Genomic DNA, 14738 nt, shown 5'->3' on the forward strand with positions numbered 1-14738 from the left:
ATGTCACCGGAGCGGTCCTCGATGTAGGACTTGCCGTCGGAGAAGGTGTCCAGCGGCACCAGCCCGCCCTGCTTCTGGAACTGCGAGACCGAGGCAGGCGAGGTGTTGAAGATCAGGCAGGGCGCGTTACCCGCCGTGATCGCGGCGCCGATGACCTCCTCGGAGCTCTTCCCGGTCGGAATCTCCTGCGCGGTGATCTTCTGGTCCGCGTGGGCAGAGTTCCAGCCCGCGACCATCTGCTTGGCCCAGGCCACTTCCTCGGCGTTGTTCGAGTACCAGATGCTGATCGGCCCGCGGGCCGAGGCAGCGGCGTCGGCGTCACCAGAGCCACCGCCACTGTCGCCACACGCGGCGAGCGAGCCGGCCAGTACCAGCGCCAGCAATCCAGCTTGCAACTTCATGATGTTCCTCCAGCTAGGCAGGGGAAGGGGACCCCAGTGATGGTGGCGCGCCGGTGGAGCGCCGTACGACGAGCTGCGCCGGTGGCAACTCGACGTCGGGGACGTCGGTGGCGCCGTCGACGACCAGGTTGAGGGTTTGGGCCGCGGCCTCTCCGAAGGCGAACGGATCGGCGCGGACCGTGGTCAGGCCGGGGTGGACGTACTCGGCCAGTTCGCTGTCGTCGAAGCCGGCGATGCTCAGGTCGTCGGGCACGGTGAGCCCGGCGGCCTGGGCGGCACCCAGGCCCGCGATCGCCATCCGGTCGTTGGCGTAGACGATCGCGGTCGGCGGCTGCGACAGGGTGAGCAGCCGCCGGGTGGCTTCGATCCCACCAGCGGCGGTGAAGTCGCTGGTTTCCACCGCGACCGGCTCCAGGCCGGCAGCGGCGAGCGTTGAGAGCAGTGCGGTGGACCGGGCGGTCGCGTGCACGAACGCGGGCGGACCGGCGACGTGCGCGATCCGGGTGTGGCCGAGCTCGACCAGGTGCTCGACGACCGCGGCGGTTCCGGGCCGGTCGTCCAGGATGACGGCGGGGAACGGCGACGTCCCGTCGGGCCGGTTCAGCGTCACGGCGGGCAGGCCCAACTCCGTCAGCAGGGCGATCCGCGGATCGTCGTGCCGGAGGTCGGACAGGAACACCCCGTCCACCCGGGCGTCCTGCGCCAGCCGCCGGTAGCCGGCTTCCTCTTCCTCGCCGGCTGTGACGACCTGCAGCACCAGCGCCTGTCCTCGCGAGGACAGCACGCTCTCGACGCCGGCGATGAAGGCCGGGAAGAACGGGTCCGAGGACAGCACAGCCGGATCCCGGGTGATCACCAGTCCGAGGGCGAACGCCTTCGAGACCGACAGCGAGCGGGCGCGGTTGCTCGGTCGCCAGCCGAGGTCGTCGGCCGCGGCGAGGATCTTGTCGACGGTCGCCCGCGCCAGCCCCGGCCGCCCGTTCAGCGCGAACGAGACCGCGCCCTTGGACACGCCGGCCCGCTGCGCGACATCCGCGATCGTCGGCCGCTGCTTGCTCATCGACACCTCGTCTGGCGGGATTTAAACCGGTTTAAGGTCTATCTAAACCGGTTTAAACGGTGCTCGTCAAGACCACACCGTCGAGTGGTATGTCTCAGACCGCGAGCGCCGTACCGGCGGCTCCGAGGTCGCGCAGCAGGACCTGGCCCTGCGCCCGTGCGCGGCGGTCCGGAGCCGTTGCCAGCACGACCGCCTGCTCGTAGCGATCACCCAAGGCGGCCCAAGCGGCCGCCGCCTCCTCCCAGCGTCCGGCGAGAGTGGCGGCCCAGGGGCCGGGCGCTCCGGCCGGAGCAGCGACGTCGATGCCGGCTCGGACCAGGTAGGCAGACAGCTCGGCCTGCATCGTGCGGTGTTCCGCCTCCTTGACGAGGGTCAGCGCCAGCCGGGCGTCGTCGGTGAAGGCGCCGAGGGAGCCGTCCAGCCATCCGAGCTCGATCCGCGCGACCGCCAGCGTGCCCTCGACGTAGCCGTCGTCCGCGATCGGGCGGGCGGCCAGCGCCGCCGCCAGCACATCACCCGCTTCGCCGTCTCCGCGCCGGGCAAGAAGCCGAGCCAGCAGGTTGCCGGCGAGCGCTGCCATCACACCCGGCTCGCCCGGACTGTCCAGCAGGGCACGGAGGGCGGCGATGGCGCGGTCCCACTGTCCTCTGCTCGCCTGCACCGCAGCCGCGGTGAGGCGCAGGCGGTACTGGCCGGCGAAGAACTCACCGTCCGCCGCGGCCCGCAGGCCTCCGGCGACATACTTCTCCGCATCGTCGAACCGGCCGCTGCGGTAGGCGCCGCCGGCGGCGTTCACGTAGCACCGCACCACTGTCTCCACGCGGCTGTCCGCCCCTGCCAGCGAGATCGCGCGGCGCAGATCCTCGTCGCCGCGCAGGTCACCCCGGGCCAGCCGGGCGTCACCGAGGTAGCACCCGGCCTGTGCCTCCAGATCGCTCCGGCCCAGGCTCTGCCCGATGGCGAGCGCCCGCTCGGCGTAAGCCTCAGCCCGCTCGCCAGGCTCGGCGACAATCCCGATCGTCGCCAGATTGCTGTGAGCGCGGGCCTGCTCGATGAGCGCGGCCGCGAGCCGCGCGTCGTCACCCGTCGGCTCCAGCAGATCCGCAGCTTGCTCGGCCGCCCGCCGCGAGCGGAGCGGGCCGCTCGCGAACAGGGCCACCCGAGCGAGCACCATCAGCGCGTCTGCCTGGAGGATTGCGTCGCCGGCTGCCTCGGCGGCACCGACACCGCACTCGGCGGACTCCAGTGCGGCCTCGAATCGATTCACGACGTACAGCGAGTAAGCCCGTCGGGTGAACAGGTCGGCTGCCTGGTGATCGCCGAGCAGCTCGCGATGCCGCAGTACGACGTCCAGTACGCCGGCCGCCTGGCGGTGGGCACCGAGTCGGGCGGCTTCGAGCGCGGCGGACGGACCGTGCTCCAGGATGACGTCGACCCGTCCGCCGCGCTCCGCGTGGTGCACCAGCCGAGCGGGCTCCACCACAGGACGCCCGAGGAGTACGTCGACCACGACGCGGTTGGCCTGGACCCGCTCGCCCGCAGTGAGCGTGGCCTCGATCACCCGCCTGGCCAGCTCGTGGCGGAACGCGACCGTCGTGTCGGCCCCGATGACCATCCCGGAACGCTCGGCCTCGATCAGTACTGCTGGATCGCCCTCCGCGAGACTCTCGGCCAGCCACCGTTCCGCCCGGGTCGGGATGACCGACAGGCGTTCCACCAGCGTTCGCACCGGAGCCGAGAGTTTGCCCAGGCGCGCCAGTACGGCGTCGCGGACCGTCTGCGGTACGTCGCCACCCCCACCGGCGGCGAGCACCTCGGTGACGAAGAACGGATTCCCCTGGGTGACCCGATGGATCTCCTCGGCCTGACTCGCGGTGGCGGGCCCGAGTTGCCGCACAGCATCGACGGTCAGCGGCGGCAGCGTCACCCGTCGTACCGAGGAACCGGTCAGGCTTCCGAGCAGCTGCCGCAGCGGATGTCCCGGATCGACCCCGGTCTCCCGGAACGTCAGCAGGAGCACGGCCGGGATGCCCGGGAACCTGCGGGCGAGGAAGCGGATCGCGTCGAGCGTCGCATCGTCGGCCCAGTGGATGTCCTCCACCACGACGACCGAGGGACGCTCGGAGAAGACGCGCAACAGCGCGCCGTCCGGCCGATCGGCCGACAACGCGGCCGCGAGCTCAGTGTCATGCTCGGCCATGTCGCGGAACGGCCCGAGGCTGCGTGGCGCGAGCAGGTCGTCACAGTCACCGATCGCCACGTTGATCGCGGGCCCCAGCCCGTCGAGGAACGCGTGGACCAAAGCCGTCTTGCCGGCGCCCGCTTCCCCCGAGACCAGGATGACGACACCGCGGCCTTCGCTGACAGCGGCGCCGGCCGCGCCTCTGAGCTCCGCCAACTCGGCGTCCCGCTCGACCAGGGTCGAAGCGTGCGGTTCCGCGACCAACTCCGTCTGCTTCGATGGCGTCACGGACGTCAGAAGGCGTTCACGCAGTACGACGGCTTCGGGGCCTGGCGAGATGCCGAGCTCGGTGGCCAGGGCGCGTTCCATCCGGTCGTAGCGGCGGAGCCCGTTCGTTCGATCACCAGCCACGACCGCTTCGCGCAGGAGCTCGACGTGGGCCTCCTCGTTCGCCGGGTCCATCGCCAGGAGGTCCTCCCAGCGACCCGCGCACCGCAGCAGCCGCATGACTCGCAGCCGAAGCTGCTCGCGCGGATCGTCCAGCCACGGCTCGGCCAGGTCGTCCGGCAGCAGTTCACCAGCCAGGTCCAGAGCAGTGGCGCACAGTTCGGGCGACGCCGGCTCGCCTGCGAGCGCATCCCTGGCGGCCGCTTCGAACCGTCCGGCATCGACCTCGAGAGACGCGTCGGGAAAGAGCGCGACGACCTCGTCCTTCAGTACGACGGCGTCCCGGTCGTCGAAGACAGCCCGGGCATAGTGAGCGGCCTTGTGCAGCCGCGGAAGGGCGGCCTCCAGAGTGAGGTCCGGCCACAGCGCATCCACGACCCGGTCCCGATGCAGTCTGCCGCCGGGCGCCAGTGCGAGCAGCTTGACCAGCGTCGCGGCCTGGCGGCGGCTCCACCGTCCGTTGGGAATCGGCGTGCCGTCGACAACGACGGTGAACCCGCCCAGCAGCCGAACCCTGACCTGCACATCTCGGATCGTAGGCGCCTGGACGACCCCCAGCTACAGCACGGAGTACGGGATTGGCAGCGACTGCAGGTGTTCGACCTCGTCGCCCATCGCGGAGCTGACCTCCCGCAGCAGAAGCCGGACCTCGTCCATACTCCACGCGTACGACGCGACGCTCTCGGTGGCGTCGAAGAACCGGCGCGAGAGCTGGTCCCGCGTGGCCTGGTACCGCGTCAGCGCGACGGCCTCCGGGCCTTGGAGAATCGCGTCGGTCAGTAGCTCGGCGTCCCGCAGACCGTCCGTCATGCCGTGGGTGGTGATCGGGTCCTTGTAGTAGCCCGCGTCCCCGACCAGCGCCCAGCCCGGCCCCACCGACTGGCGCATGAACCCTGCGGCACCAGCCCAACCATGCAGGCGGCCAGTCGGCTCTGCCGAGAACACGCGCTCGGCCAGGCCGGTCTCCGTGAGCAGTGTGGCGAACGCTTCCTCGGCCCCGGCCCGGCGCAGGGCTCGCATCCGCACCGGAGTCGTCGCAACGAAAACGCAGGTCAGCTCCTCGTTGGTGGGCAGGAAGCCGGCGCCTGCACCGGGTGCGTACGCCCACTCGTACCCGGTAGTCCGCAGCCCGGCGTAGTACCGATAGAGGATGGCGCTGCGCGACTCGCCTCGCCGTACGACGGGAGCGTTGACTGCAGATGCGACGGCGGACCGGATGCCATCGGCGCCGATCGTCAACCTGGCCTGGAGGTCCGCGCTACGCCCGGCACGATCTTGAACGTGAGCACCAGTGACGCGTCCACTGTCGTCTCGCAGCATCATCGTGACCGCAGTTCGGTGCCGTACGTCGGCTCCGGCGTCAGCGGCCGCGTCGACGAGGATCCGGTCGAGCACCTGCCGGCGAGGTGCGTACAAGGCGTCCACACCACCCTTGGCACGGATCGTGACCCGCTGGTCCTCGCGATCGCTGTAGTGGAAGGTCGTCTCGCGGATCGGTGGTGTGCCGGCGGCGGTCAGCGTGTCCAGCAGGCCCCACCTCGACAGCTGCAGAACTCCGGCGCGCATGAGGCCATGGGTGGAGACAGTGTCGCTGCCATAGGCAGACCGCTCGACCAGAGCGACGCGAGCACCTGCCCTGGCGAGCAGCATGGCGGTCGAGGCCCCTGCCACCCGTCCGCCGACGACCAGGACGTCGTACGGCGTGCTCATCGTGCCGACTCCACCGTGCACGCCGTCAACAGGTGCTGTACGACGGTGTGGGCGTCGTGACGGGCGCCGTCGATGAAGCCCGAGTCACGCCGGTACTGGAACCGCTGCCCGACGACGTACACACCAGGAGCAGCAGTGATGCCGCGGTCCTGCTGGATGTAGCCGTCAGGACCGACGATCGGCAACCGGAGCCACGGGTACTCGGGCCGGTAGCCGGTGGCGACGAGCACGGTCCCGATACCCGACATCGACAGGTCGACGCTCTCCGCCGGTGCAGCGAGGCTGGGTAGGCGGATGCCCGGCGGGACCTCGCTGGTGAGGCCGGTGCACGCGATGTACTCGTCGACCGCGTCGAGCAGCCGATGCATCCGTAGATCGGCGGCCGCCGCGCTGTCAGCCAGGTCCGGCCGGAACAGCGCCCGCGATCCGTCCATACCGTCGAAGCGGCCGAGCAACCGAACCCCGGCACGCCGCAGTGTCGGCAGGTCGACCTCGCGCGGCCGCTCTCCCGGCCGGTGCCCGATCAACTGCATCGACGGCTCCCGCCGAGCAGCCGCCCGATCGGGTACGTCGTCGATCGTCCGGGCCAGCCGCCCGATGCTCTCCAGCCACCAGAAGATGTCCATGCCGCGGTAGCAGCGAGGCATCCTGGTGTGTCGGCCGACCGACAGGTGTACCTGCCGGCCGGCCCGGTTGAGCTCGTCGGCGATCTGCACACCGGACGACGAGGCACCGATCACCAGCACGCCTCCGGGAGCGAGCAGGCCCGGCGAGCGGTAGTTGTTCGCGGTCAGGACCTCAGCCGCGCCGAGTCCGGCCGGCACTCGTGGCGCACCGTGCGGCCCGGTTGCGATCACGACATGCCTGGCTCGCCAGCTACCGCGATCGGTGACCACTCGGTAACCCCCGGAGCTCGCCTGGGTGACCTCCAGCACCGTTGCTTCGGACACCACCGGGGCACCGAACGAATCGGCGTACTGCACCAGATGGCGAACGAACCGGCCGGCGCTCAGGTATCCGTCCGGCTCGGGGCCGTCGTACTCCCAGCCCGGCAGCCGCAGCATCCAGTTCGGATTGACCAGCCGGAGCGAGTCCCAGCGCTCGGTGCGCCACCGCTCGGCGATCCTGCCCCGCTCGATCACCACGTGGTCGCGACCGGCCCCGGTGAGCAGCCGGCTCACCGCGAGCCCCGCGTGCCCGGCGCCGATCACGATCGTGTCGATGGTCCGCATCGTGCTCCCCCTCCCTGGCTGCGGCTGAGGTGTCAGCCGGTGACCACGTCGATCACGACGGACGTCGGGTTGGCGAGTACGTCGTATACGGCCGAACGGCGCCGGGACTGCTCGACGATGCCGCGCAGGGTTTCGTCGTCGGCGTCGCCCTCGATGGCGAGCGACACCCGGATCTGCTCGTACCCGTTGCGGACGGACCCGTCCGACAGCCCCAGGATGCCGAGCAGGTCGATGTCGCCCTCGACCGTCGAGGTGACCTTGGTCAGCTCGACACCCCGTGCCGCGGCGATGTTGGCGATGCCGGCCGTCAGGCAGGCGGCGATCGCGTGCAGCAGGTACTCCACCGGAGTCGGCCCGTTGTCCGTGCCGACGAGGACGGCCGGGTGGTCGAAGTCGAGCACGGTGTCGGACTGGTGCCGCAGTTCCTGCATCGCACCGAAGAAGCCCGACGCCGTTGAGCGGCTGTGCGTGCCGGTCTGCCAGGTGTTGCTCGCCCTGAACTGGAACTTCGCGATCTCGTTCTGCCCCTTGACTGCGTCGAGGGTAGCGAAGAGCGTCGCGGTGTCCACGCCGTTGCGGCGTGGCTTCTCGGTCGTCGTGGTCATGAATCCTCCCCTGATCGCGCCGGATGTCCGGCGTCGTGGACAACTGCCGACGACGCTAGGAGGAGCACCTTCCCCGGACCTTCCCGCCCGCTTCCCGGCGGTTGCCTAGAGCAAGCGGGCGGTCGACTCCCGGACGACGAGCTCGGTCGCCAGTTCGATGTGGGACGTGTCCAGGGCACGGCCACCGACCAGACGCATCAGCGATGCGAACGCGAAGGCGCCCATCTGCTGCAGGGGCTGTCGCACGGTGGTCAGCGGCGGCGTCGACGACTCGGCCAGGAAGGTGTCGTCGAAGCCGACGACGCTCAGATCCGCCGGCACGGCAAGTCCCTGCAGCCGGGCCGCTTCGATCACTCCGATGGCGATCGGATCGTTGGCGGCGAGGACGGCGGTGGGCGGTCGCTCCAGCCCGAGCAGGCGCCGGCCCTCCGCGACACCGGTCGCGGTGATGTACAGGCCGTGCGAGATGAGCTCTGTGTCGACGTGCAGACCGGCGTTCGTCATCGCGGCGAGATAGCCATGCAGCCGGGCCTGTCCGCAGGACGACGACTCCGGCCCACCGACGAAGGCGATCCGCTCGTGCCCCAACCCGATCAGGTGCTCGGTCGCACCCAACGCCCCGGTCCCGTTGGTCGCGCCAACAGTGGCCACCTCGATCGAGGGAAGGCTCAGCGCGTCGATCGCCACCAGGGGCAGGCCGGCACGGTCGACGGCAGCGCCCTGCAGCTCGGTGAGTTCACAGGCGACGACGATCATCCCTTCGTGCCCGGCAGCGCGCAGTCGCCGTACCCAGGCATCAGACGACGAGCTGCCCAGGACATCATCGAGCAGGGCGACCACCACGTCGACCTCGGACTCCGCGGCGGCGCCGCTGACGCCGCGCAGGACTTCGACGGTGTACGGCGAGAGGAGGTCGTCGCAGACGAGGCCGACGGTTCGGATCCGCGTCTTCTTCCGTGCGCTCCGCTGGCGTTGCGGGACGTACCCGTGGTCGGCGAGCGCTCGCTCGACCCGAACCCGGGTCTCCTGGCCGACGTCCGGACGTGCGTTGAGAACCTTCGACACCGTCGCCGTCGACACCCCGGCCGCAGCGGCGACAGTCGCCAGAGTCGTCCGCCCGCTGCCCGGTGCCACCTGGTTCACTGGTTGCTCGCGGCCTGGAGGTAGGTGCGGTAACCGGCGAAACCTTCGAGGACCTCGGCGGCTGTCGGTTGGCCGGTGAGGGCGCCGACGCCTTGGCCCGCGTAGATCGACGCGCGGGTGGGGTCGGCGGCGCGGGTGCCCTCGACATAGTCCGCGTGACCGCTGTCCTGCGTCTTCAGTTCTTCCTCGCGGCCGACCCAGCTGTCGAAGAAGTCGTTGCGCAGGGCACGGCCACCGAACTCGTCCGGCCAGCCCGCGCGCGACGCCGCGTCGAAGACCGTGCCGTAGACGGTGTCGGTCTCGTCCGCCTCGATCACCCGACGGCGGACCGGCTCCGACGTCAACGCCTCGGCACAGGTGAGGAACGCCGTACCGATCCAGCCGCCGGCGGCTCCAGCGGCGAGTACGGCGGCCAGCCCGCGCGGACCGGAGATGCCGCCGGCCGCGAGCACCGGGCGATCGGTGAGGTCGAGGATCGCCTGCAGCAGCGGGAGTGTGGCGACCTCGTTGCGGCCGTGACCGCCGGCCTCGGCACCACGCGCGACGATCACGTCGACGCCGGCGTCGATCGCCTGCCGCGCGTCCGCGACGGTCCCCGCCTGGGTCGCGACGACGATGCCTTCCTTCTGCAGCGCCTCGACGTACTGCGTGTAGTCCCCGAAGCTGAGCGACACCAGGGCTGGTTTGAGCTCGAGTACGGCGTCGAGATGTTCGGGCCGCTCGTCCACCGACCAGGCCATCAGCCCGACGCCGTACGGGTTCCCGCCCGCCGCGGCCACGGCCCCCTCGGTCCGGATCCAGTCAGCAGTGACCGCCGACCCGGCCCCCAGCATCCCGAGTCCCCCGGCCGCCGAGATCGCGGCCGTCAGCTTCCCGCCACTCACGTTCGCCATGGGCGCCCCCACCACGGGCACCCCCAGCCCGAACCGCTCCCTCAGCCACATGCGTCCACACCACCACAGCAGTGTGGCTCCCGCCAAGGCGGGAGCCACACTGTGCAGAACTCGACAGGCGTCAGAACTTGTAGGCGTCCGACTGCGGGTCGCCATGGCAGCGCTTGTACTTCTTGCCCGAGCCACACGGGCAGGCGACGTTGCGCGGGGTGCCGGCGTACAACAGGCCACCCTCGTCGCCCGCGTCCTGGTGGAGCGAGACCTCGTCGTCGCCGTCGATGGTCGGAGCGGAGTACGACAGCCGCTGCGGGCGCCGTTCACTCAGGCCCTTGACCTGCAGGCGCGGGGTGTCTCGCGGCCGCGGCGCGTCCTGCGGACGGATCTCGTCCTGGAGCCGGCCCGGGAACTCCGCCACCGGCGCACCGGGAGTCAGGATGTCCTCGTCCTCGGCGACGACCTCGTCCGGTTCCGCGGTGAGCACCATCTGCTCCTGCATCGCCTTCACGTCGACGTTGAAGATGAAGGCGACCGACTCCTCCTTGATCGACTCCATCATCGCGGCGAACATGTCGTAGCCCTCGCGCTGGTACTCGACCAGGGGGTCGCGCTGCGCCATCGCGCGCAGCCCGATGCCCTCACGCAGGTAGTCCATCTCGTACAGGTGCTCGCGCCACTTGCGGTCCAGCACGCTCAGCACGACCTGGCGCTCGAGCTCACGCATCGACTCCTCGCCGAGCGTCGCCTCGCGCCGCTCGTACGCCTCCTTGGCGTCGAGGACGAACCGCTCGATCAGGAAGTCCGAGGTCAGGCCGGCCTTCTCGCCGCCGGCCTCCTCGATCAGGTCGTCCTCGGTCACCTCGGTCGCGTACAGCGTCTTCAGCGCGGTGAACAGGGCGTCCAGGTCCCAGTCCTCGGCGAAGCCGTCGGCGGTCGCGCCCTGCACGTACCCGGTGACGGTCTCCTCGAGCATGTCCTGCACCTGCTCGCGCAGGTCCGCGCCCTCGAGCACCCGGCGGCGCTCGTCGTACACGACGTGCCGCTGCCGGTTCATCACGTCGTCGTACTTGAGGATGTTCTTCCGGGTCTCGAAGTTCTGCGCCTCGACCTGGGACTGTGCCGACGCGATCGCCTTGGTGACGACCTTGTTCTCCAGCGGCTGGCTGTCGTCGTTGTTGCGCGACATCGCCCAGTCGACCATCTCGCGCTTGAACAGCCGCATCAGGTCGTCCTCCAGCGACAGGTAGAACCGGGACAGGCCCGGGTCGCCCTGCCGGCCGGACCGGCCGCGCAGCTGGTTGTCGATCCGGCGGGACTCGTGCCGCTCGGTGCCGAGCACGTACAGGCCGCCCGCCTCGCGGACCTCCTCCTGCTCGTCCTTCACCTGCTTCTCGAACTGCTCCAGCATCGTCGGGTACGCCGCCTCGTACTCCTCGATCGCCTCGGCCGGGTCGATGCCACGGGCGCGCAACTCCTTGTCGGCCAGGAACTCCGGGTTGCCGCCGAGGATGATGTCGGTACCACGGCCGGCCATGTTGGTGGCCACCGTGACCGCACCCTTGCGGCCGGCCTCGGCCACGATCGCCGCCTCCCGGGCGTGCTGCTTGGCGTTCAGCACCTCGTGCGCGACGTTCTCCTTGCGCAGCTGGGCGGACAGCCGCTCGGACTTCTCCACGCTGGTGGTGCCGACCAGGATCGGCTGACCGGTCTGGTGCACCTCGACGATGTCCTGGACCACCGCGTCGAACTTGGCGTCCTCGGTGCGGAAGATCAGGTCCCGCTCGTCGCTGCGGATCATCGGCTTGTTGGTCGGGATCGGGACCACGCCGAGCTTGTAGATCTTGGAGAACTCGGCCGCCTCGGTCATCGCCGTACCGGTCATACCGGCCAGCTTGTCGTAGAGGCGGAAGTAGTTCTGCAGCGTGATCGTCGCGAGGGTCTGGTACTCCTCCTTGATCTCGACGTTCTCCTTCGCCTCGATCGCCTGGTGCAGACCCTCGTTGTAGCGGCGGCCGTGCAGCGTCCGGCCGGTGTGCTCGTCGACGATCAGCACCTCGTTCTCGACGACCACGTAGTCCTTGTCGCGACGGAACAGGTCCTTGGCCTTGAGCGCGTTGTTCAGGTAGCTGATCAGCGGGGTGTTGGCCGACTCGTACAGGTTGTCGATACCGAGCCGGTCCTCGACCTTCTCGATACCGCGCTCGAGGATGGCGACGGTGCGCTTCTTCTCGTCCACCTCGTAGTCGGCGACCGGGCGCTGCTCCTCCGGCACCTTGTCGTCGGCGATCCGCGGCTTCAGCGTGCCGGCGATCCGCGCCATCTCGACGTACCAGCGCTGCGAGTCCTCGGCCGGGCCGGAGATGATCAGCGGGGTCCGGGCCTCGTCGACCAGGATCGAGTCGACCTCGTCCACGACCGCGTAGTTGTGCTCGCGCTGGACCAGGTCCTCGATCGAGTTGGCCATGTTGTCGCGCAGATAGTCGAAGCCGAACTCGTTGTTGGTGCCGTAGGTGATGTCCTTGGCGTAGGCGACCCGGCGCTCGGCCGGGGTCATCTCCGGCAGGATCACGCCGTAGTCGAGGCCGAGGAAGTGGTACACCCGGCCCATCCACTCGGCCTGGTACTTGGCCAGGTAGTCGTTCACCGTGACCACGTGCACGCCCCGGCCGGACAGCGCGTTCAGGTACACCGGCATGGTGGCGACCAGGGTCTTGCCCTCACCGGTCTTCATCTCGGCGATGTTGCCCAGGTGCAGCGCCGCGCCGCCCATGATCTGGACGTCGTACGGGCGTTGGTGCAGGGTCCGCTTGGCCGCCTCCCGGACCACCGCGAACGCCTCCGGCAGCAACGAGTCGAGCGACTCCCCGTTCTCGTGCCGTTGCTTGAACTCCGCGGTCTGACCGCGCAACTCCTCGTCGGACATGCCGACGAAGTCGTCCTCGATCGAGTTGACCATCTTCGCGATGCCCTGGAGCTGACGCAGGATCTTGCCCTCGCCGATCCGCAGGACCTTGTCGATCACCTTCATGGTGGGGAGTTCTCTCCTTGCTGCTGAAGCCTGGGTTGCGGCATGAGCCGACAGGCGCGTCCCACCCACGGGCGGGCGCGCGTGACCCATGGTACGGGGCCGGGTGTGTCAAGCCACGCCCGCTGCGTGCCGTAGGGCTTACCCGACCCACGCTCAGGGAGCCCGAAAAGTTCCGGCTCCGCGCTCAGAAACCGCGGAGTGCGTCACTCAGCGCAGGCGAGAGATCACCGCCACCGACCACCCGGACCTGGTCGAGACCGAGCCAACCCGCGAGCTGGACGAGCTCCGCGGCGAGCTCGTCCGGGGTCTCCACCGGCGCCTTCGGCTCCGCGTGCGCCGACTGGACCAGCAGTACGCCGGCCGTCCGGTCCGACTTCAGGTCCACCCGCGCGACCAGCCGGTCGCCGAGCAGGAAGGGGAGGACGTAGTACCCGTAGATCCGTTTCTCGGCCGGCACATAAATCTCGATCCGGTACCGGAAATCGAACAGCACCTCGGTCCGGGTCCGCTCGAACACCAGCGAGTCGAACGGGCTGACCAGAGCCCGCGTGTTCACCCGCCGTGGCAGCCGCGCGTCCCGGTGCAGGTACGCCGGCCGCTTCCACCCGTCGATCCGCACCGGCAGCAGCTCGCCCTCCTCGACCAACTCCTCGATCGCCTGCGCCGTCGGGTCCGGCGCGGTCCGGAAGTAGTCCCTCAGGCACTGCGCGGTCGCCACCCCATGCGCCTTGGCCGCGATCGACACCAACCCGCGGTGCGCCTCCGCGTCGGACGGCGTCGGCGTCGCCAGCACGGCGGCCGGCAGCACCCGCTCGGGTACGTCGTACTGCCGCTCGAACTGCTGGTTGCGGCGAGCCACCGTGATCTGGCCCGCGTAGAAGAGGAACTCGAGGGCCCGCTTGACGTCGGACCAGTTCCAGCCCCAGTTGTCCCGCTCGCGCTCGACGTCGTCGTCGATCTCGCGGGCGGTCAGCGGGCCGTGGTCGTGGACGTCGGCGAGCACCTGCTTGACCAGGTCCGGCCGCTGCTGCGCGATCGCGCGCGGGCCGCCCCAGGCCTCGGTCATCGCGCGGTCCATCCGCCAGCGCATCAGCGGATGCGTCTCGACCGGGATCAGCGACGCCTCGTGCGCCCAGTACTCGACCAGGCGCCGGGGCGCCTTGCCGCTCGCACGGTCGAGCAGCGCCCGCGGATACGGGCCGAGCCGGGAGTAGAGCGGCAGGTACTGCGCGCGGCTGAGCACGTTCACCGAGTCGATCTGGATCAGGCCGATCCGGCCGAGCACCCGGGCCAGCGCCCGGGCGTCCGGCACTCCCTTCGGCCGTGGGTCCATGAAGCCTTGGGCCGCCAATGCGACCCGCCGCGCCTGTGCCGTCGACAACACCTGCGTAGTCACGTTCGAGATTCTGCCCGACCCCACCGACAGAATCGGCTCAGCGCCGATCCTGGACCGGTACGACGACCAGCCTGTCGACCAGATCCTTGCTCGGCGGGCCGGACAGCAGCCCTCGGGACCACAGCTCGTCGACCGACCGGAAGCGACCCGTCTGCGTGCGGCTCGACACGATGGCCGTCGCGCGCTGCCGATCCAGCCCGGGCAGCGCCGACAATAGTTCGATCGATGCCTCGTTGAGGTCGACCATGCCGCCGTCCTTCCGGCCGCCGATGACCAGTGCGGCCTGGATGGCGGCCACGCCCATGCTGGCCAGCAGTATGAGGACGACGGCGTCAGGGGTCGGGTGATCCGGCTCGCCCCAGCCCGGCACCCAGAAGGCGACGGCCGTGCCCAGATAGACCAGCGCGGACACGGCAAGCAGCAGACTCCGCCGCCGGACGGCCAGGATGCCGAACATGATCGGACTGCCGACACCGATCGTCACCAGGGGAACGGCGGCGCCGGCCAGCTTCAGCCAGACCGTCTTCCAGTTGGTTCGGGGCGCGCGCACGGCCGAACTGTAGTGGGAGCCCGGGCCATAACTCGGAAGTTACCGTAAGTGGGAGGTGCGCTACAGAAGGTGTTCGGGGGACGCTCCAAGGAGG

11 protein-coding genes are annotated in these 14738 nt (G+C 70.0%); all 11 read right to left on the reverse strand.

The annotated features are described in order from the left end of the window. The coding region (locus AB0I34_RS02555; RefSeq protein ID WP_360438155.1) for an extracellular solute-binding protein at positions 1 to 401 on the reverse strand (401 nt) is incomplete at its 3' end. A gap of 13 nt (positions 402 to 414) precedes the next feature. After that, the gene (locus AB0I34_RS02560; protein ID WP_360438158.1) at positions 415 to 1461 is read right to left on the reverse strand and encodes a LacI family DNA-binding transcriptional regulator; all 1047 of its coding nucleotides are present in this window, start codon (positions 1459 to 1461) and stop codon (positions 415 to 417) included. Between the two features lie 94 nt (positions 1462 to 1555). After that, positions 1556 to 4615, reverse strand: a complete 3060-nt coding sequence (locus AB0I34_RS02565; RefSeq protein ID WP_360438161.1) for an AAA family ATPase — start codon at positions 4613 to 4615, stop codon at positions 1556 to 1558. Positions 4616 to 4648: 33 nt separating this feature from the next. After that, a complete protein-coding gene (locus AB0I34_RS02570; RefSeq protein ID WP_360438164.1) occupies positions 4649 to 5800 on the reverse strand; it encodes an NAD(P)/FAD-dependent oxidoreductase in 1152 nt (383 codons plus the stop codon). Further along, the gene (locus AB0I34_RS02575) at positions 5797 to 7032 is read right to left on the reverse strand and encodes an NAD(P)-binding domain-containing protein (protein WP_360438167.1); all 1236 of its coding nucleotides are present in this window, start codon (positions 7030 to 7032) and stop codon (positions 5797 to 5799) included. Before AB0I34_RS02575 ends, AB0I34_RS02570 begins: the two co-directional genes overlap by 4 nt. A gap of 32 nt (positions 7033 to 7064) precedes the next feature. Next, positions 7065 to 7637 carry an OsmC family protein gene (locus AB0I34_RS02580; RefSeq protein WP_360438170.1) on the reverse strand — a complete coding sequence of 191 codons (573 nt, stop codon included), beginning with the start codon at positions 7635 to 7637 and terminating at the stop codon, positions 7065 to 7067. Positions 7638 to 7742: 105 nt separating this feature from the next. Next, positions 7743 to 8780, reverse strand: a complete 1038-nt coding sequence (locus AB0I34_RS02585) for a substrate-binding domain-containing protein (protein ID WP_360438173.1) — start codon at positions 8778 to 8780, stop codon at positions 7743 to 7745. After that, entirely contained in the window at positions 8777 to 9673 is an 897-nt protein-coding gene (locus AB0I34_RS02590) for a nitronate monooxygenase (RefSeq protein WP_360438176.1), read from the reverse strand. Before AB0I34_RS02590 ends, AB0I34_RS02585 begins: the two co-directional genes overlap by 4 nt. Positions 9674 to 9794: 121 nt before the next feature. After that, the gene (secA, locus tag AB0I34_RS02595) at positions 9795 to 12698 is read right to left on the reverse strand and encodes a preprotein translocase subunit SecA (protein ID WP_360438179.1); all 2904 of its coding nucleotides are present in this window, start codon (positions 12696 to 12698) and stop codon (positions 9795 to 9797) included. A gap of 184 nt (positions 12699 to 12882) precedes the next feature. Further along, positions 12883 to 14031, reverse strand: a complete 1149-nt coding sequence (locus AB0I34_RS02600) for a crosslink repair DNA glycosylase YcaQ family protein (protein ID WP_360439106.1) — start codon at positions 14029 to 14031, stop codon at positions 12883 to 12885. A 100-nt stretch (positions 14032 to 14131) separates the two neighbouring features. Then, the gene (locus AB0I34_RS02605; RefSeq protein ID WP_360438182.1) at positions 14132 to 14644 is read right to left on the reverse strand and encodes a helix-hairpin-helix domain-containing protein; all 513 of its coding nucleotides are present in this window, start codon (positions 14642 to 14644) and stop codon (positions 14132 to 14134) included. Positions 14645 to 14738: the final 94 nt, after the last annotated feature.

Source organism: Kribbella sp. NPDC050281, from assembly GCF_040655855.1.
Classification (GTDB): Bacteria; Actinomycetota; Actinomycetes; order Propionibacteriales; family Kribbellaceae; genus Kribbella.